We start from the raw sequence: 18773 nt of genomic DNA on the forward strand, positions 1-18773 counted from the left end.
CCCCGGACGACCCCGACACCCCCGCCGCGCAGCCCAAGATCTACATCACCTCCCAGGGCGAGGGCCTCATCCTCTACAGCGATGGCGGCCCGGGCGACATCATCTACCTCACCGTCGCCAAGGCGGACGGCTGGAAGCTCGAGAGCATCACCGCGACCTCTGAGGGCACAGACGTTCCGCTCTACCTCGACCCCATCACCAAGGACTACCTGATGGCCATGCCCGACGCCGACGTGACGGTGCACGCGGTGTTCCGCCGGGCCGGCGCCGAGGAGCCGGCGGAGAGCCCGAGCATCCGCGTCGAGGTGGAGGGAAGCGAGGGCGGCTATGTGACCATGCCCGCAAGCGCCGAACCCAACACGACGGTCTCGGGCACCATCCTCGCCAAGGACGGCTGGTGGCTCTACAGCGCGACCGCCGAGGCGGGCGGCCGCGACCTCCCGTTCAGCCTGGATGTCGACGAGGGCGTCTGGAAGTTCGCCATGCCCGACGAGGACGGCACCATCAAGGTCGTGTTCATGCCCGACACCGACGAGCCGGACGAGCCCGAGCCCGATGAGCCCGCCGAGATCCCGGGGGCCGATACCTCCGAGGACGACGAGGACGGCACCGATACCGGCTTCAGCGACGTGAAGGCAGACGACTGGTTCGCCGACGCGGTCGCGTGGGCGGTCGAGGCGGACGCCATGAAGGGCTATGAGGGTTCCGACAAGTTCGGCCCGAACGACAAGCTGAGCCGCGCGATGATGGCCCAGACCCTGTGGGGCCTCGCGGGCAAGCCCGCGGTCTCGCTCGGCGACGGCCTTCCGAGCGACGTCGCCGCGGCAGACTGGTACGCCTCGTCGGCCGCGTGGAGCTTCCAGACGGGGATCTTCTCCGGCTACGGCGACAACATGTTCGGGCCGAACGATTTCATCACGCGCGAGCAGGCCGCGACCGTCCTGTGGCGCCGCGCCGGTAAGCCAGCATCGAGTCAGAACCTGAACATCTTCCCCGATGCGGGCATGACGTCGTCCTACGCGGTGGACGCGATGCGCTGGGCCGTCGAGAACGGCGTGTTCACCGGTTCCGAGCAAAACGGGCAAAAGCTGCTCGATCCGACCGGCATCTGCACCCGCGCCCAGCTGGCGACCATCCTCATGCGCATGGACGAGGCCGGAACGCTGTGACGATAACGGTACCTGCCCTGGCCCCATAGCTCGACCCGGCAGGCAGGCACCGGACTCCGCCACGACAGGCCGCCTAAGGGCCGCACGACGCCACCTGCCGTGCGGCCCTTTCGCCTGCGGGACGGTCGCCTGCCGCCCGCGCGCCCGGGCGGGCCTCGCGCGCCGGCAGGATGGCGCCGACCGGTGCGCAGCGGCGCCCCGCAGGTGCCTGCCGAGCGCTGCCGTGCGCCTCGTGGTACCGTATCGTGCGGACACCGCCGACCCCAAGGAGCCCCATGCTGCAGGTCATCATCTCCCCCGCCAAGCAGATGCGCATCGCCGCCGACACGTTCGCGCCGCGCGGCATCCCGCCCTACCCCGAGCAGACCGCGCGCCTCGTCCGCGAGCTGCGCGACATCGAGCGCAAGCAGGGGCCCGAGGGGCTCAAGGCGCTCTGGCGCGTGAACGACAGGCTCCTCGCCGAAAACGTCGAGCGCCTGCACGACTTCGCGCCGGTGCTCGACGAAGTAGAGCTCGACGATCCGGCGGTCGCGCGCACGGTGTCGCCCGCCGTCTTCTCGTACGTGGGCATCCAGTACCGCAGCATGGCGCCGGAGGTCATGGATCTCCATGAGCTCGAGTGGCTCCAGGACCACCTGTGGGTGCTCTCGGGGCTCTACGGCTGCGTGCGCCCGTTCGACGCCGTGGAACCCTATCGCCTGGAGATGGCAGCGAAGCTTCCCGTCGACGGCGCGCGCGACCTGTACGCGTTTTGGGGCGGCAGCATCGCGCAGGCCATCTGCGCAGACGGCCCGACGTGCGTGGTGAACCTCGCGAGCGTGGAGTACGCCAAGGCGGTCCTGCCACACCTGCCCGCAAACGCATGCGCTGTGACCTGTATCTTCGGCGAGGACCTACGGGGCGGCAAGCCCGTGCAGCGGGCCACAGCATCCAAGATCGCCCGCGGATCGATGGTCCGCTGGATGGCCGAGCACGGCGTTGAGCACCCGAAGGACCTGGTCCGCTTCGACATAGGCTACGCCCATGCGCCGGAGCTCTCGTCCGAAGACGGTCGCTCCCTCGTGTTCATGAAGCGCGCCTGACGCACTGCCGGAAAGCGCCTATCGACACGTTTTCCGCACCCTCCGCGCAGGCATCGAACAGGTAAAGATCGGCGCTCAGGTACAGAGAGGGATACCGTATCGAGCCGCACGCTACCGGCTGCACGATTCCAACGCTTCCAAGAAATCCTGCTCCAGGTCCGTCTTGACGCCGAGGCTCACGTTGAGGAGCCCGCCGCCGGACCCCGAGGCGATCGTCGTGACGCACGAGGCCGCATCATTCCCCATGCAACGGCGCCGAACACAGTAGGCTATTTCACTGAGCGGCATTAAAGGAGGTCGCGATGGTTGCAAGGACAGCATTTCGGATCCGGGAGTACCGCCCGCGCGACATCGAGGACGTGATGGAGGTCTTCTACGAGACCGTGCACGCAACGTGCGCCACGGACTATACACGCGCCCAACTCGAAGCCTGGGCGCCGCGCATCCCCGACCGCGGCGGCTGGGAGCGCAGGCTCGAAAGCACGTTGGTCCTCGTGGCGGAAAGAACGGATGAAGCAGCGCTCGTCGGCTTCGCGAGCATGGACAGGCCGGGGCATCTCGACCATCTGTTCGTGCGTCCGGCCCATCAAGGATGCGGGGTCGCGTCGGCGCTGCTGGACACGCTCGAACGAAAAGCGCGCGATAGCGGCGCGATCGCCATGCGCAACGAGGCATCCATCACGTCGCGGCCGTTTTTCGAGCGCCGCGGGTATGACGTCCTGTCGCAGCAGGCAGTCGAGCGCAGAGGCGTTGAGCTGGTCAACTTCCGCATGGAGCATCGCTTCGAGCAGACCGGGGGCAGGTGAGCCGAGCACCGGGATCACGCGGCGCGCCAGCGCCGCGGCACCCCCGATGCCACGTTCCGCTTCAAGCGCCGGCCTCCCTCCCGGGCGCCCAACGAAGCGTCAGGAGCCGCCCAACGTGGCCATGATGTAGAAGAGGAGAAACCAGCCGCACACGAACGCGACGAGGCACCCGCAGCTGCAACCCCCGCGGTCGCGCGGGGAGTTCCTCTCCTGCGACATCCTCTCGAGCACCTTCAGCGTGAAGGCGCCGTCACCCATCCCCACGCGTCCGTCCCGGTTCCAATCGAGCGGGTTGTAGCCCACGGCCCCTCCTCTCATCTTGCCCCCAGTATACGCGAGGCGGGGTCCTGCGGGAAAATCCGCGCCGGCAGATCCCGCGAACGCTCCGCCGCCTGGCGCGATCGCGCGCTATAATGGGGCGCGACAACTGCATATCACGGGGAGCTTGCAGGGTTCCGGCAGGCTGAGAGGGGGCGCGCCCGTCCCGACCCGTTGAACCTGATATGGGTAATGCCACCGAAGGGAGAATGCATGAATGCATCCAACACCGCCAATCTCGTCACGCAGCTCGACTTCGCGCGAGCGGGCATCATCACCGATGCCATGCGCACCGTCGCCGAGCGCGAGCACCGCGACCCGGAGTTCATCCGGGCAGGCGTTGCCGCCGGGCGCATCGCCATCCCGGCGAACATCCGCCACCTGGAGTGGGGCCTTGAGCCCCACGGCGTCGGCGAGGGCCTGTCCACGAAGGTGAACGTGAACCTGGGCATCTCGGGCGACGTGGCGGATGCCGACGTGGAATGGGAGAAGGTGGCCTGCGCCGAGAGGTTCGGCGCCGACGCCATCATGGACCTCTCCAATTCCGGCAAGACCCGCCAGTTCCGCCAGCAGCTCGTGCGCAAGACCCCGCTCATGGTGGGCACCGTCCCCATGTACGACGCCATCGGCTACATGGAGAAGCCGCTCGTGAAGCTCACGGTCGACGACCTGCTCGAGGTCACGCGGGCGCACGCGGAGGACGGCGTGGACTTCCTCACCATCCACTGCGGCATCAACAGAAGCGTCGTCAAGACGTTCAAGGAGACCGGCCGCCTCATGAACATCGTCAGCCGCGGAGGGTCGCTGCTGTTCGGCTGGATGGAGGTCACCGGCAACGAGAACCCGTTTTTCGAGTACTACGACGAGATCCTGAAGATCTGCCACGAGTACGACGTGACCATCTCGCTCGGAGACTCCTGCCGCCCGGGCTGCCTGTACGACGCGAACGACGCCGTGGAGACCGCCGAGATGATCGAGCTCGGCAAGCTCGCCCGCCGCGCGTGGGACGCCGGCGTGCAGGTCATGATCGAGGGCCCCGGGCACATGCCCATCAACGAGATCGAGGCGAACGTGCGGATGGAGAAGAGCCTCTGCCACGGGGCGCCCTACTACGTGCTGGGGCCGCTCGTGACCGACATCGGCGTGGGGTACGACCACATCACCGCGGCGATCGGCGGCGCCATCAGCGCGAGCGCCGGCGCGGACTTCCTGTGCTACGTGACGCCCGCCGAGCACCTGTGCCTTCCCGACGCGAAAGACGTGCTCGACGGCCTGATCGCCACGAAGATCGCCGCGCACGCCGCCGATATCGCCAAGGGCGTGCCCGGCGCGCAGGATGCGGACAACCGCATGGGCGACGCGCGCCGCCGCCTCGCCTGGGACGAGATGTGGGACTACGCGCTCGACCCGGTGACGGCGCGCGCCCGCTACGAGGCCTCCCCCGCCTCCACCGAGGGCACCTGCACCATGTGCGGCAAGATGTGCGCCGTCCGCACGGTCAACAAGGTGTTCGAGGGCACGACGATCGACCTCGACGCGCAGTAGCGAACCCGATGGCAACAGCCCGCGGGCGCGCCCGTCCGCCCACCTGCGCGCAGCGGAAGGGCGGGCGCGGACGGTCTCGCCCTGCCATGCGCGCGCGAGGCCATGCCCGCCCGCATGCGGGCGGGCCGTCCCGGCACCCCGTCGGGGCGGCACCGCACGCACGATTCACGACCCATACGGCCCGATCGGCCGGATCACAGAAAAGATTTCCCACCATGGATACCAAGATTCTCGCAACGATGCTCGAAAACGTCCGCGCCACGGTGCCGCTCGTGCACTGCATCACGAACTACGTGACCGTCAACGACTGCGCGAACGCCCTGCTCGCGTGCGGCGGGTCGCCCATCATGAGCGACGAGCCGGAAGATGTCGCCGACATCACGTCGATCTGCGGCGGCCTCGTGCTGAACATCGGCACGCTCAACCGCCGCTCCATCGAGGGTATGCACGTGGCCGGCGCGCGTGCGGCCGAGCTTGGCCACCAGATCGTTCTCGACCCGGTGGGCGCCGGCGCCTCCGCGCTGCGCACAACCACCGCGGCCGAGCTGATCGACACGCTCCCCATCACCGTCGTGCGCGGCAACATGAGCGAGATCAAGACCATCGCCGGCGCAGCCGCGGCGACGCGCGGCGTCGACGTGAACCCCGATGACGCCGTGACCGAGGAGAACCTTGCCGCAAGCGCCGCCTTCGCCCGCGAGCTTGCCACCAAGCTCGGCTGCATCGTGGCCGTCACCGGCGCTATCGACATCGTCGCCGGCCCCGAACGCGCCGCGGCCATCCGCAACGGCGTGGCCACCATGGGCAAGATCACCGGTACGGGCTGCATGCTCACCTGCGTCACGGCCGCCTACGCCGTGGCGAACCCCGATGACATCTTCGATGCAACCGTCGCCGCCGTCGCCGGCCATGGCCTTGCCGGCGAGATCGCCGCGGCGCGCATGGGCGCGCAGGACGGCAACGGCAGCTTCCGCACCTACCTGCTCGACGCCATCTGCAACATGGACGCCGCCACGCTCGTCGCGGGCGCGAAGGTGGAGGAGCTGTAATGGATGCGCGCATCGAGGGCACGCCTGCGGGCGGCGCACGCCAGCGCGGTCCCTGGTCGGCCGACGACATCCGCCGCGCCCTGTTCCTCTACGGCGTGACCGACTCCGCCTGGCTTGCCGGCCGCACGCTCGCCTCGTGCGTAGAGCAGGCCGTCGCCGGCGGCGCCACCTTCATCCAGCTGCGCGAGAAGCACCTCTCGACCGACGAGCTCGTAGCAGAAGCTGCAACGATCCTGCCCATCTGCCGCGCCGCGCATGTGCCGTTTGTGATCGACGATGACGTCGAGGCGGCACGGCGCGCGGGTGCGGACGGCGTGCACGTGGGGCAGTCGGACACCGCGTGCGCCGAGGCCCGTCACATCTTAGGTCCTGACGCCATCATCGGCGTGTCGGCGCAGACGGTCGAGCAGGCGCTCGCCGCGCAGGCCGCCGGCGCCGACTACCTGGGCGTGGGCGCCCTCATCCCCACCCCGACGAAACCGGACGCCGTCGACGTCACGCGCGAGGAGCTCACCCGCATCTGCGCGGCTGTCGACATCCCCGTCGTGGGCATCGGCGGGCTGCATCGGGACACGCTCGACATACTGCGCGGTACCGGGGTCGCCGGCGCGGCGGTGGTCTCGGCCATCTTTGCCGCCGACGACATCGAAGCCGCCGCGCGCGAACTCGCAGACGCCCTTCAGGCGGTTATGTAGCGACAACGCCCGCTGCCGTCTGCTTACGGAACGCATCACGGGGCGGGACGCGCCATGTGCCCCGCCCCGCCGAGAAGGGACACCCCTATGGACACGTTCACCATTCCCGCCGTGCTCACCATCGCCGGCTCCGACTCGAGCGGCGGCGCGGGCATCCAGGCGGATATCAAGACCATCACCGCGCACGGGCTGTTCGCCGAATGCGCCATCACGGCGATCACCGCGCAGAACACCACCGGCGTGCGCGACGTGCAGGACGTGGACCCGCAGGTCGTCGCCGAGCAGATCGACGCCGTGTTCGAGGACATCCCGCCCGCGGCCGTGAAGATCGGCATGGTGTCGTCGGCCGCCATCATCAACGTGATCGCCGAGCGGCTCGCGCACTGGGGCGCCACCGAAGTCGTCGTCGACCCCGTCATGGTCGCCACCTCCGGCGCACGCCTCATCTCCGCAGACGCCGTCGCCGCGCTCACCTCCCGTCTGCTGCCGGCCGCCCGCGTCATCACGCCGAACATCCCGGAGGCCGAAGCGCTCACGGGCATGCATATCGAAAGCGAAAACACCCAAGCCGAGGCCGCCTGCGCACTCGCCCGCACCTTCGGCTGCGCCGCGCTCGTGAAGGGCGGCCACGGCGTCGCCGACGCGAACGACGTGCTCGCAGATCCCGCCGCCGGCTCGACGGACGTCGCGCCCGCGATCACGTGGTTTCGCCATGAGCGAATTGACACGGCGAACACGCACGGCACCGGCTGCACCCTGTCGTCGGCCATCGCGTGCGGGCTTGCCTGCGGCATGGACCTGGCAGAGGCGGTCGCGAGCGCGAAGGACTACCTTTCCGGCGCGCTGGCCTCCGGCCTCAACCTGGGCCATGGGTCGGGGCCGGTCGACCACATGTGGCGCATGGGCGCGCAACGGCGCACGTCGGCGGCGGGTACGCCTACGCCCACACCGCGGTAACGGTCAGCACGACCAGCGGGACAGTGACCATCGACAGCAAGGTGGAGCTCATCACGAGCTCCGAGGCGAACAGCGCGTCGCGGCGGTACTTCGCGGCGAGCATCGCCGTCGTGCTCGCCGCGGGCATGACGGTGAGCAGCACTGAGACCTGGGCCGACAGCGCATCGACCGGAAGCACCGCGAGCCCCAGCAGCACGCACAGCGGGATGATGATCAGCCGGCAGAGGCTGTAGGTGAGCACCTCGCGGTCGAGCAGGTCGCGCAGCCGGCAATCGGACAGGATGCCACCGACCGCCACCATGCCCAGCGCCGTCGTGCAGTCGGCCAGCGCGGACACCGTCGCGCCCACAGGCGCGGGCAGCACCACACCGGCGGTCGTGAGGCCCATGACGCCGAAGCCGACCGCAATGGACACGATGCACGGGTGGGTCACCAGTTTGCGCAGCACGTCCCGCCCGTTCGCGTCGGCGAACATGCTCAACCCATACGACCACATGAACACGCGCTGCGGGACGAGAAACATCGCCGACAGCAGCAGGCCGCGCGAGCCGAAGTAGGCCGCCGCGATCGGCATGCCGATCAGCCCGGCGTTCGACACCATCGTGGCATAGCGCAAACACACCCGATGGCCGGATTCCGACCTGCGGTAGAACAGGTGGTTCCAGATCCAGTAGAACACCTGGATGCCGCAGGAGATGAGCAGGGCGCCGAAGGTCTGCTGGAGAACGTCGGGCGTGAGCTCGATGGCGAACGAATCGATGATAGATGCGGGAAGGATGACCGCGAAGAGCAAGTCGATGAGCTGCTCGCGCGTCTGGGGCGACAGCATGCCGCGCCTACCGCAGAAAAAGCCGATCGCCGTCAGGAGGAAGATCTCGATCTGAACGCTCGCCGTCGCCATGTACCATCCCATCATCGTGTCGGCGGCCGACTCGCTCAACGGCAACCTGCTCGTCCCCTTTTACCGGGAGTTCATCGATGCTCATCCCGACGTGCTGCTTGAACTGCATACGAGCATGTCGCCTGACATCAACCGCGAGGTCGAGGAGCGCGCGGCCGACGTCGGCCTCACCTTCTCGCTCGAGCACTACCCCACCATCGCGGCGCGCGAGCTGTTCCGCGATCGCTGGGTCGTGCTGTGCCGCCGCGACCACCCGTTTGTCTCGAGCGCGGACCCCAACGACCTTGCAGGCGAGGCGGAAGTGCTCATGCGCTACCCCGCTGAGTACCAGACCTGGCATCGGCATTACTTCGCCCGCTTCGCCCACCCCAAGATCATCGTGAGCAATGCCTCCCAACTCGGAGCGTTTCTCGACACACCGGGCAGCTGGTGCATCGCGCCGCAGTCCGTCTGCCGTCCGCTCGTGGAGAAGGGCAGCGACCTGGTGATCTGCCATCTTGCGGAGGAGCCGCCGGTGCGCATCGCGCGCATCATCATCCACAGGCATCTGCTCGAAGAGAAGCGCCGGCTGGTCGAGCTGTTTGAACGCGAGCTGCGCGCCTATATCGAGCGGATGTAGGGCGTGTCCTCATCGGGGACGGGGTAGTTCGGTGCCACTTGGGCGCGACCGCGCCCACGTGGCACCGAACTACCCCGTCCCCGATGAGGACACGCCCGCCGGCCGGAGGAAATCCGGCCGGCGGGCGCAGCGTAGTAAGAATCACATTTGAAGAGCGTCGCTTGCCCTAGAGCACCATCAGCGCTCCGGTGGTGATGACCACGCTCGCGATGCCGATCACCACGATGGGGATGGCCGCCCACTTGAGCCAGGTCGGGTACTGCACGCGGGCGAGCAGCAGGCCGGGCAGGAACACGGCCGTGGGGCTGAACAGGTTCGCAAGCCCGTTCGCGGCGCAGAAGATCGCGATGATGACCTCGGGCGGAAAGCCGAGGTTCGCCGCCAGGGGCCCGAGGATGGGCATGGAGATCGTCGCGAGCGCCGAGGTGGACGTGATGACGACCGACAGGCCGAGGTAGACGAGATAGCACAGCGGCCCGAAGACAAGGGCGCTCGTGCCGGCGAGCGCGGCCGAGGCGGAATCGAGGATGACGACGTCGAGGCCGGTCTCACCCATGAGGATGGAGATGGCGCGCGACAGGCCGACCATGAGGGCGACGCCGATCATGTCGCCGGCACCGTCGAGGAAGCCGTCGACGATCTCGTTCTCGCGCAGACCGCCCAGGATGCCGATCACGATGGCCATGATGAAGAACCACACGGAGGCATCGTTGAAGTACCACTCACCGATGGGGTTGCCGGTAAGCAGGCCGCTCCACGGCATGACGGTCCACGTCTCGGTTGCCGCATCGAAGACGCCACCGGCCGTGAAGACGGTCACGCCGAAGTCGGCCCAGGGGATGAACCCGCAAATCATGACGACGAAGGACAGGCCGAACAGCGCGAGCGCGACCTTGCGCTTGGGCGTGAACGCGAGCACTTCGGGCGTCTCGGAACCGCCCTCGGTACCGTAGGCCTCCTCGGCCGCCTTCTGCTCCTGCAGCGACAGGATCGTCGAGCCCTTGTCGCGGCGCACCCGGTTGGCGTAGCGCAGAATGAAGAACAGCGCGATGGCGTAGCTCACCACGGTCAGGATGAGACCGAGCCCGATGACGATGCCCTGGTTCGCCTCGATGCCCACGCTGGACAGCGAGTCGATGGCGACGCCGACCGCGAAGGGGTTCACCGTCGAGCCAAGGCAACCGACACCGGCGCCGAGCAGCACCGTCGCTGCGGCGACCATGGTGTCGAAGCCCGCCGCGAACAGGGTGGCCGACAGCAGCGCGTAAAACGGGATGGTCTCCTCGCAGAAGCCGTAGGTCGAGCCCATGATAGCGAAGACCACCATGATGGCCGCGATGAGTATCGTCTCGCGGCCGTGCAGCGCCCGCACGAGCGCGGCGATGCCGGCGTCGAGCGCGCCGAGCTTGTTCACGATGCCCAGGCAGCCGCCGAGGATCAGCAAAAACAGCGATACCTCGATGCCGTCGAGGAAGCCGGAGATGGGCGACGTGAGGATGTCGGACAGCGAGGCCGCCGTCACGCCCGGCATGATGCGTGACAGGACGATCGTCGCCACGCCGACGATGAGCGTGATGACGATAAGGATGGTGTACGAGGAGATCATGACCTTCTGGTCGGCACCCTTCCCCTCGTTCGGCGCGAGCGTCTCCGCATTCGCGCCGTTCTGGTCGTTTGACATGCAAACCGCCATCGGTGTGCGGATACAACACGCATAATAGTAGCGCGATTATGCATACCGCTCGTTAACAATTTGGAAATCAATGTCCGTGTTTCGAAGTATTAATGCAGCTCACATGAGCTGCCTCACTTGCCAATTCACTTTTCCGCAGTAAAGAATCAGCGGTAGTATGCATGATAGAGGCAGTTCTCATGCACGGCATCGCTTGCGGCGTGCAACTGTTCGATTGCAGCTCAACCCATCCGAAGCCGATGCCCTGGACGACGCAACGCCCGCCCGGCAAAACGCAAGGGTGGCACCAAACTACCCCGTCCCCAATGAGGACATCATTCGGCGACGGTAACGCCGAGCAGGCCCGCGAGCGCGATCGCTTGCTCGGGGCTGACGGTGAGACCGCGCAGCTCGTGGAAGTTACCGGAGACAACCGGTGCGGCGAAGGTACAGGTCGACACGTCGATGCCGGCAAGCGGCGTGCCGAAGACATCGAGGCGCGTGAGATCCGACCCGTCGAACGCGGCGTGCTTTACGCGCGAGCGCTGCAGCGCCGCCTCGACGAGCCTGCTCCCGCAAACCCGCAGCCGGTCGATCGAGGTCTCCGAGAGGTTCGCGTAGCTCAGGTCGCTCTCAAGCAGCGCCACGCTCGCCAGCCGCGCTTTCATAAGGCTCAGGCCCGGCGCGGAGCAGTCGCGGAAGTCCACATGGTCGAGCCACGTGCGGTCCATCGCGCACCGCACGAACCGGCAACCGGAGAAGCGCACGTCGCGCAGGGTGCATCCCGTAAAGTCGACGCCGTCGAACACGCAGCCGCGAAACGAGACGGTCTCGAACGTCGCCTCGCGCGCATCCTCGTAGGCAAGCTCCAGACCGGAAAACGCCGTGTTGGAGACGACCGCCTCGCCCTCGGCAAACAGGTCGAGCAGCCCCTCTTCCCCCATATGGCTCCCGAGCGCCTCGGGCACGCGGGCAAAGCCGCGCGCTCGGCGCGCCCCGCCGCCTCCGGCAGCCGGCATCACAGGTACTTCCGCCAATCGTCCTCTTCCTCATCCTCGGCCTCGGCCGCTGCGCACTCGGCGGCAGCTGCTGCGGCGCGGGCAGCCTGGGCATCGGCGAACGACTGGGTGTTCTTCTCCGGGAACGTCGCAAGCGCATGCTCGAAGCGCGCGAAGTGGTCATCGTAGCGCGTGGAGGGCACGGCGAACACCACCTCCTCCACCCCGTGGGCACCCGTGGCGAGCTCGGAGCGGAACATCTCGGCCACCTCGCTCGCATCCCAGCCGAACGTGCCGCACCCGTACGCACCGAGCACCGCCTTCTTGACGCCGCGGTCATCGAGGATCGCAAGCACGAAGCGGATGCGGTCGCGCATGGCGTCTGCCAGCACGTCCGCGGAGATCTTGTAGTCGGAGACGGCGCGCTTCGCGTTGGGCGCGGCCGCCACGATCACGTCGGCGTAGGCGTGCACCTTGCCGCGGCCGAAACGCACGGCGGGCACGAACAGCGCACGGTTGCGGTAGAGCTCGCAGTTCAAGTTGCGACGACGGTTCTCGGCGTACCAGTCGCCGAAATCCTCGAGCACGTTGGCCAGGTACGACTCGCGGCACAGCGACTGCTCCTGGCCTGCGTTGCCGCGCGCGTATCCGCCCGCTGCGCTCACGAACGAAGCGAAGTCGAGCACGGCGAGGTCGCAGAATGCCGCGCGGCCACGGCCGCGCTCCAAGATGACCGTCGCGGCGTCGGCGTCGACGACCGAGACCGTGGGCACGCAGCCCTCGACCTCGGCGACCGGCGCGCTGTCGTAGCGGACCGTCTCGTCGGAGGCGCGCTCGATTTCGCGCCCGTAGCGGTCTGCCATCTGCTTCATGTGGCGCGATGCCGCCTCCGCGCGCGCGGCCTTCCGGGGATTGGTGGTGCGTTCAGCCATGATGCTCGCTCTCCTCCTTAGCGCCAGCGTCCGCAAGCGCAGTCCGCCGGCAGAAATCTTGTCGCTGCTGCCTATGATAGGCCAACCGCGGGGCGGCCCACCCCGCCGCGGCGGTACGCGCAGCCAAAGTTGCTACAAATTGACGGTATTAGGTCCCCCGCGCAACGTGCCGCCGAAAGCCGCACCTCGGCAATCGACGAACGCACAGGAAACACCCCCACGCCAAGTGCCCCGCAGCAGCCCATCCGCAGACAGCAACCTAATACCGTCATAGAGAAGCACTGCGCGGCACATGCGCGACCCCGACCGCCTGCCGCGGCTCCGCCGTACGCGCGCGACCGCCCGTCCGCCACATGCGGCCAGCCACCCGCCGCATGCGGCACCCACCCGCACACAGGCGCAATATCTGGTGTGACCATGTTGTCGACGCTCCCGTCAGAGCACGACCGTGACTTTTCTGTATCATGTGGTGGGTTTCCGACACCCGGAACCCTCGCATTATCGTTCACACCCGGTGGGAAAATCAGGAGCTTATGGATTTCGTCGTTCCATATATCTGCGTGGCTGCGGCCGCCTTCCTCACCACCTTTATCTGCGTACCCATCGCGAAACGCATCGCCATCAAGCTCGATGCCGTCGACTACCCCTCCAAGCGCCGCATCAACAAGCGGCCCATTCCGCGCCTGGGCGGCCTTGCCGTGTTCGCCGGCCTCATCGTCGCCTGCATCGTGCAGCTGCTGGGCACGTGGTACCTCGGCTGGCCTCCGGTGCTCGTGCCGCACCCCAGCATGGAGGTCAACTACCCGCTGCTCGGCGTGTCGTTTCTGTTCATCGTCGCCACCGGCGCCGTCGACGACGTCGTCCAGCTGAAGCCCAAGGCGAAACTTGCCGGCCAGTTCGCAGCCGCGGTGTGCGCCGTCGCGAGCGGCGTGGTCATCCACTCCATCGTTGACCCCTTCGGCACGGACTACATCCAGCTCGGATGGCTCGCCTACCCCATCACCGCGCTCTACCTCGTGGCCTACACGAACATCATCAACCTCATCGACGGCCTGGACGGCCTGGCGGCGGGCATCTCCTGCATCGCGTCGCTCTCCATGTTCTCGTTCGCCGTCCTCGCCGGACGCGTGGACGCCGCCGCGCTCGCCCTCGCGCTCGCCGGCTCCTGTTTCGCCTTTCTGCGCTACAACTTCCATCCGGCGAGCATCTTCCTCGGCGACTCGGGATCGCTGCTCCTCGGCTTCGCGCTCGGCACCATCTCGCTTCTGAACGTGTCGCGCACCGCCGCCCTCACCTCGCTCATCATCCCGCTCATCGTCGCCGGCGTGCCCATCATCGACACGCTTTCGGCCATCATCCGCCGCACCCGCGCGCACGTGAGCATCGGCCAGGCCGACAAGGGCCACATCCACCACCGCCTCATCCAGGAGGGCTACGATCAGCGCCAAGCGGTGCTGCTCATCTACGCTTGGTGTATCCTGCTGTCGCTCGGCGCGGCGGCCATCAACCAGGTGGACATCGTGCTGCGCATCGTGATCTTCGTGGTGCTGTTTGTCTGCTCGGCGGCCTTCGCCATGCGCTTGCACCTGTTCGAGCCGGTTCTGCGCCACCACTACAACCCCAAGACGCAGCGCGACGAGATCGTCACCCCCGACAACCCCGCGTTCGCGGAGGAGGAGGCCGCCCAGCGTGAGCTCAAGCGCGAGCTGCACGAGCAGCATCGCGAGAACCTGGAGAAGGTGCTCCACCGCGACCGCACCGACAAGAACCGATAAGGAGAGATTCGCCCCATGCCCAACGAACGCAGCTACGAGACCGCTCTAGAGCGCAGCAACAAGATCCGTGCCGACCTCGCGGAGAACCCCGGCACGTACACGATGCTCACCGGCGACCGCCCGACCGGCAGGCTGCACCTCGGCCACTACTTCGGCACGCTGAAGGGCCGCGTCGAGCTGCAGGACATGGGCGTGAACACGAACATCCTCATCGCCGACTACCAGGTCATCACCGACCGCGACACCACCGAGCACATCCAGGACAACGTCTACAACATGGTCATGGACTACCTCGCCTGCGGCATCGATCCCGACAAGACCATGATCTACACGCACTCCGCGGTGCCGGCGGCCAACCAGCTCATGCTGCCGTTCCTCTCCCTCGTCTCCGAGGCCGAGCTCCAGCGCAACCCCACGGTCAAGGCCGAGATGGAGGCCTCCGGCCACGAGCTCACCGGCCTTCTGCTCACCTACCCGGTGCACCAGGCCTGCGACATCCTGTTCTGCAAGGGCAACGTCGTGCCCGTCGGCCGCGACCAGCTGCCCCACATCGAGCTCACGCGCCTGGTCGCCCGCCGCTTCAACAACCGCTACGGCAAGGTCTTCCCCGAGGTCGACGCGCTGCTGTCCGAAACGCCGCTTCTGCCCGGCCTCGACGGGCGCAAAATGAGCAAGTCCTACGGCAACGCCATCTCCATCTCCATGACGGCTGAGGAGACCGCGAAGCGCATCAAGAAGAGCCAGACCGACTCCGAGCGCATGATCACGTTCGACCCCGAGGGGCGCCCCGGCGTCTCCGGCCTGCTGTCGACCGCGGCCATCTGCACCGGCCGCTCCGAGACCGAGATCGCCGCCGAGATCGGCATGGGCGGCTCCGGCCAGCTCAAGAAGTACGTGACCGAGGCGGTGAACTCCTACTTCGAGCCCATCCGCGAGCGCCGCCACGAGTTCGAGAACAACCTCGACTACGTGAAGGACGTCCTTGCCGAGGGCAACCGCCGCGCCAACGAGATCGCCGAGGCGACGCTCGCCGAGGTGCGCGAGGCCATGGGCATGGTCTACTAGCCCGCACGCAGCCCTGTCGCGGCGCGCGCCTCCATCGGGGCGCGCGCCGTTTCCGTGAAAGGAGACACAGATGTACCGACTCGTCGCGAGCGACATGGACGAGACGTTTCTGGGCGCGGGGCACACCGTCCCGCCGGCGAACGTGCAGGCGCTCGTGCGCATGCGCGAGCTCGGCGTGCTCTTCGTGCCGAGCTCGGGGCGCCCCTACCGCTCCATCATGGCGAGCCTCGCGGGCATCGATCCCGCGCTCTTCGAAGGCAGCTACGTCATCTCCTACAACGGCGGCTTCATCAACCGCTACGGCGAGGATGCCCCCATCCGCTCCACCGTCATGGACCCCGATGTGCTCGCCTGGCTGTACCGCTACGCCGTGGAGCGGCGCATCTGCATGCACGTCTACACCGAGAGCGGACGCATCTTCGCGCAGTTCCTGAACGACGTCGAGCGCGGCTACATAGCCAACCTCTCGGACATCTACGAGCTGCCGGACACGCAGCGCGACCTCAGCTTCGCCGGAGGCGAGTCCTTCCCCAAGATTATCTTCATGGACCCCGACTTCGCCCGCGTGAAGCGCCTGGGCGAGGAGCTGCGCCCCTCGCTCGACCCCGCGCTCGTGGACATCACCTACTCCTCCAACCGCTACGTCGAGTTCGTGCCGCACGGCGTGAACAAGGGCACGGGGCTTGCGCACCTGGCGGAGCTGCTCGGCATCGATATGGCCGAGACCGTCGGCGTCGGCGACTCGGAGAACGACCTCGCGATGATCGAGGCGGCGGGCCTCGGCGTGGGCGTGGCCAACGTGTCGGACGGCGCGCGCCCCGCCTGCGACCTCGTGCTCGACACCTGCGCGGACGACGGAGCCTTCCCCGAGCTCGTACGCCGCGTCATCGAACCGAGCTGCACGCGGTAGCGCCGGCGGCGCGGGCGCTCATGGGGTTGCATGGACCCATCCGCACCCCCACGCCAACAGGAGGCATCTATGACAAGTGTCCCCTTCTGCACCTGCGACGACCGCGCCCGTCCCTTCAACCCGTGCAACCACGACCAGGGCTGCACGCCCTGCATTGCGAAGAACCTGCGGGAACACGAGATTCCCACCTGCCTGTTCAAGGCCGTCTCGCCCGACAAGCCGCCCGAGGACGCCGACGACTGGTCATGGAAGAGCTTCGCGCGCCATGTCCTGGCGCATCGCGGCTAGATGCGGCCAGACCCCGTCCCCGCTCAACATGGAAGCGCCCTGCCATCTTCGCGGATGACAGGGCGCTTCCATGTACAACGCTGATCGCACAGAGGGGAGGGATGCAATCAAGCTCGGCGGAGCGGCTGTTTTATCTCATCGCCTGCGGCCTGCTCCGTCGCTGAGTTAACTATAGAAAACTTATCGGGAGAAATCTACCGCTCCTTCGCTCTCCACGTGCTCTCCATAAGTTAGATAAGGTTTACCTTATCCGGAGCGCTAAGATGGTTCCGATGTCGAGAGAACGGGAGCATCATGGCACAGCCTCAGGAGCGCGAGGGGTTCTTCGCCCGTGTGTACGAAACCGTTGAGCAGATTCCCGAGGGCTTCGTGGCGACCTACGGGCAGATCGCCAAGCTCATTGGCGAGCCGCGCCGCGCGCGCTACGTGGGCTACGCCCTGCATGCCAACCCGCGCCCCGGCGAGATTCCCTGTCATCGTGTCGTGTTCGCCGACGGGCGCATCTGCGAGGGTTTTGCTTTCGGAGGCGCTGAGGTGCAGCGCGCCCTGCTGGAAGAGGAGGGCGTGGTATTTCGCGACGATACCCATGTCGACCTCGACGCCTGCCGCTGGCCCGCCGGTCTGTAGCCAGCCCCGCCTTATCCCGGCTGCGCCTCAGCATCAAACCGCGCACTGGACGCAGGCACTCCGGACTCCCTTTGAAGCTCCACCCCTCCCGTGGACAAAAACGGCCCGAGTGGGACCTATACATCGTCCACGTTGGAATGTGCGCCGGCAGTGATGAATACTTATCATTCATATCAATTAGAAATACTATATGTAATGAGTATTTATCACTGTAATTGACTTCGAAGAAACCAACCAATTTGATGAGAAGTCCCACTCAACGCGTTTTTGTCCCAGCGGAACCGTAGCTTCGATGAGGCCCGCCAACGGTATGAATAAAACCCACATGCAGATGGCCGCGCCGCCCTTCCAGACCGCTCGCCCTGCCCGCACGATATCGCAGCGACCTGCCGAGGCGGGAGCGGCGCCCCACACGGCATCACAGCGGTTTGCCCAAGCGGGCGCGGAGGCTCCAGCAGGCGCGGCATCCGTATCCGGCAGCATCGCTTACCCGTGGCGTGCCTCCAGCGCCCCGTCATGCGGCTCCAAAAACAACGGCACGGCGATGCGCGTGTAGAACGCAAGCCAGATGAGCGCGGCGCAAAAGCCGCCGAGCACGTCGGAGGCGTAATGGACGCCCAGGTAGATGCGGCTGATTCCGATCATGAGGATCAGGAAGCCGAACGCGCACGTGAGCACCGCCCGCTTATGCCGGTCGCGCTCGTAGTGCCAGACGAGCCATACCACCAGCCCGAAAAACGCCATGGCCGCCATGGAATGACCGGAGGGGAAGCTGAAGCCGGTCTCGGCGACGAGCCGGAACCCCTCGGGGCGCGGGCGCTGCACCAGCGCCTTGATGCCTACGTTCAGCAGCGACACGAGCACGAGGTTCAGCGCGCAGCACCACCCCGGTCGCCTGCCCGGGGCGAATGCCGCGATCATGAACAACATGGCAATGAGCACCACCGGGCTCGCCAGTGCCGAGAAGCTCTCCATGATGGGCGTGAGCCAGTCGGTGCGCAGGCGCTCGACGATCAGCGCGTACGCGGCGGTGTCGATGCGCATGATCTCGCCGCCGAGCACGCGCATAAGCAGTATCAAGAACACGAACAGGCACGCGAGCACGACGAGCAGCACGCGGTTCTTCACGATCAGCTCACCGAGCCGGCGCAGCACCCCGCCCGCCGCCACGCGTTCACCATCGCGCTTGTCAAGCTCCTCCATGCCATTCCCCTCACGCATCGCTGCGCCCAGGCACACCGGAGCCATGAGCGCCGCTTTTCTATCGGTTTGATACAGCATATCCTGCATACCCGCAGGCGCACGCCGCCGTCGCGACCATCGGCACCTTTCGCGCCGATAAGTCAAATCTCCATAGCCCCGACC

General features: G+C 67.0%; 19 protein-coding genes and 1 riboswitch. Of the genes, 13 read left to right on the top strand and 6 right to left on the bottom strand.

Annotated features, from left to right (window positions below):
• The 3 genes from H6A21_RS09615 to H6A21_RS09625 all read left to right on the top strand — a co-directional run.
• The coding region (locus H6A21_RS09615; protein WP_204562525.1) for an S-layer homology domain-containing protein at positions 1-1169 on the top strand (1169 nt) is incomplete at its 5' end.
• A 275-nt stretch (positions 1170-1444) separates the two neighbouring features.
• Complete coding sequence (locus H6A21_RS09620) at positions 1445-2251, top strand: YaaA family protein (RefSeq protein WP_204562526.1); 807 nt, start codon at positions 1445-1447, stop codon at positions 2249-2251.
• Positions 2252-2613: 362 nt separating this feature from the next.
• Entirely contained in the window at positions 2614-3057 is a 444-nt protein-coding gene (locus H6A21_RS09625; protein ID WP_204562527.1) for a GNAT family N-acetyltransferase, read from the top strand.
• Between the two features lie 99 nt (positions 3058-3156).
• Here the strand turns inward: H6A21_RS09625 and H6A21_RS09630 are convergent, their stop codons facing one another.
• A complete protein-coding gene (locus tag H6A21_RS09630; RefSeq protein WP_204562528.1) occupies positions 3157-3360 on the bottom strand; it encodes a hypothetical protein in 204 nt (67 codons plus the stop codon).
• Positions 3361-3484: 124 nt separating this feature from the next.
• Positions 3485-3599, top strand: a riboswitch (TPP riboswitch).
• On the opposite strand from H6A21_RS09630, the gene thiC reads away from it, so the two are divergent.
• From thiC to thiD, 4 genes are all read left to right on the top strand, one after another.
• Positions 3589-4920, top strand: coding sequence for a phosphomethylpyrimidine synthase ThiC (gene thiC / locus H6A21_RS09635; RefSeq protein ID WP_204562529.1), 1332 nt, complete (start codon positions 3589-3591; stop codon positions 4918-4920). It overlaps the preceding riboswitch by 11 nt.
• A 215-nt stretch (positions 4921-5135) precedes the next feature.
• On the top strand, positions 5136-5969 hold the full coding sequence (thiM, locus tag H6A21_RS09640; RefSeq protein WP_204562530.1) for a hydroxyethylthiazole kinase: 834 nt from the start codon (positions 5136-5138) through the stop codon (positions 5967-5969).
• A complete protein-coding gene (gene thiE, locus H6A21_RS09645; RefSeq protein WP_204562531.1) occupies positions 5969-6664 on the top strand; it encodes a thiamine phosphate synthase in 696 nt (231 codons plus the stop codon). Before thiM ends, thiE begins: the two co-directional genes overlap by 1 nt.
• Before the next feature lie 87 nt (positions 6665-6751).
• Positions 6752-7621: a bifunctional hydroxymethylpyrimidine kinase/phosphomethylpyrimidine kinase gene (gene thiD, locus H6A21_RS09650; RefSeq protein WP_204562532.1), complete on the top strand. Its 870-nt coding sequence runs from the start codon at positions 6752-6754 to the stop codon at positions 7619-7621.
• Here thiD and H6A21_RS09655 read toward each other — a convergent pair.
• Complete coding sequence (locus H6A21_RS09655; protein ID WP_204562533.1) at positions 7602-8522, bottom strand: AEC family transporter; 921 nt, start codon at positions 8520-8522, stop codon at positions 7602-7604. The genes thiD and H6A21_RS09655 overlap by 20 nt on opposite strands.
• Between H6A21_RS09655 and H6A21_RS09660 the strand changes: the two genes are divergently transcribed.
• Positions 8521-9141 (top strand): substrate-binding domain-containing protein, encoded by a 621-nt coding sequence (locus H6A21_RS09660; RefSeq protein ID WP_204562534.1) that lies wholly within the window; start codon positions 8521-8523, stop codon positions 9139-9141. The two genes, H6A21_RS09655 and H6A21_RS09660, sit on opposite strands and share 2 nt — an antisense overlap.
• Before the next feature lie 166 nt (positions 9142-9307).
• On the opposite strand, the gene H6A21_RS09665 is transcribed toward H6A21_RS09660, so the two are convergent.
• The 3 genes from H6A21_RS09665 to H6A21_RS09675 all read right to left on the bottom strand — a co-directional run bounded on the left by H6A21_RS09665 (position 9308) and on the right by H6A21_RS09675 (position 12743).
• Positions 9308-10822, bottom strand: coding sequence for a YfcC family protein (locus H6A21_RS09665; RefSeq protein WP_204562535.1), 1515 nt, complete (start codon positions 10820-10822; stop codon positions 9308-9310).
• Between the two features lie 326 nt (positions 10823-11148).
• Positions 11149-11832, bottom strand: coding sequence for a pentapeptide repeat-containing protein (locus tag H6A21_RS09670; RefSeq protein ID WP_239462798.1), 684 nt, complete (start codon positions 11830-11832; stop codon positions 11149-11151).
• Positions 11832-12743 (bottom strand): TIGR02452 family protein, encoded by a 912-nt coding sequence (locus H6A21_RS09675; protein WP_204562536.1) that lies wholly within the window; start codon positions 12741-12743, stop codon positions 11832-11834. The genes H6A21_RS09670 and H6A21_RS09675 overlap by 1 nt, the downstream gene beginning before the upstream one ends.
• A 533-nt stretch (positions 12744-13276) precedes the next feature.
• On the opposite strand from H6A21_RS09675, the gene H6A21_RS09680 reads away from it, so the two are divergent.
• From H6A21_RS09680 to H6A21_RS09700, 5 genes are all read left to right on the top strand, one after another.
• Positions 13277-14518 (top strand): glycosyltransferase family 4 protein, encoded by a 1242-nt coding sequence (locus H6A21_RS09680; RefSeq protein WP_204562537.1) that lies wholly within the window; start codon positions 13277-13279, stop codon positions 14516-14518.
• A gap of 15 nt (positions 14519-14533) precedes the next feature.
• Positions 14534-15583 carry a tryptophan--tRNA ligase gene (gene trpS, locus H6A21_RS09685; protein ID WP_204562538.1) on the top strand — a complete coding sequence of 350 codons (1050 nt, stop codon included), beginning with the start codon at positions 14534-14536 and terminating at the stop codon, positions 15581-15583.
• Between the two features lie 70 nt (positions 15584-15653).
• Complete coding sequence (locus H6A21_RS09690) at positions 15654-16493, top strand: Cof-type HAD-IIB family hydrolase (RefSeq protein ID WP_204562539.1); 840 nt, start codon at positions 15654-15656, stop codon at positions 16491-16493.
• Positions 16494-16562: 69 nt separating this feature from the next.
• The gene (locus H6A21_RS09695; protein WP_204562540.1) at positions 16563-16781 is read left to right on the top strand and encodes a DUF6485 family protein; all 219 of its coding nucleotides are present in this window, start codon (positions 16563-16565) and stop codon (positions 16779-16781) included.
• 294 nt (positions 16782-17075) lie between these two features.
• Positions 17076-17408, top strand: coding sequence for an MGMT family protein (locus H6A21_RS09700; RefSeq protein ID WP_204562541.1), 333 nt, complete (start codon positions 17076-17078; stop codon positions 17406-17408).
• A gap of 486 nt (positions 17409-17894) precedes the next feature.
• Here H6A21_RS09700 and H6A21_RS09705 read toward each other — a convergent pair whose 3' ends face one another.
• A complete protein-coding gene (locus H6A21_RS09705) occupies positions 17895-18611 on the bottom strand; it encodes a phosphatase PAP2 family protein (RefSeq protein ID WP_204562542.1) in 717 nt (238 codons plus the stop codon).
• Positions 18612-18773: the final 162 nt, after the last annotated feature.

Origin of the sequence: Collinsella tanakaei (assembly GCF_016902615.1) — a bacterium.
Lineage (GTDB): Bacteria > Actinomycetota > Coriobacteriia > Coriobacteriales > Coriobacteriaceae > Collinsella > Collinsella tanakaei_A.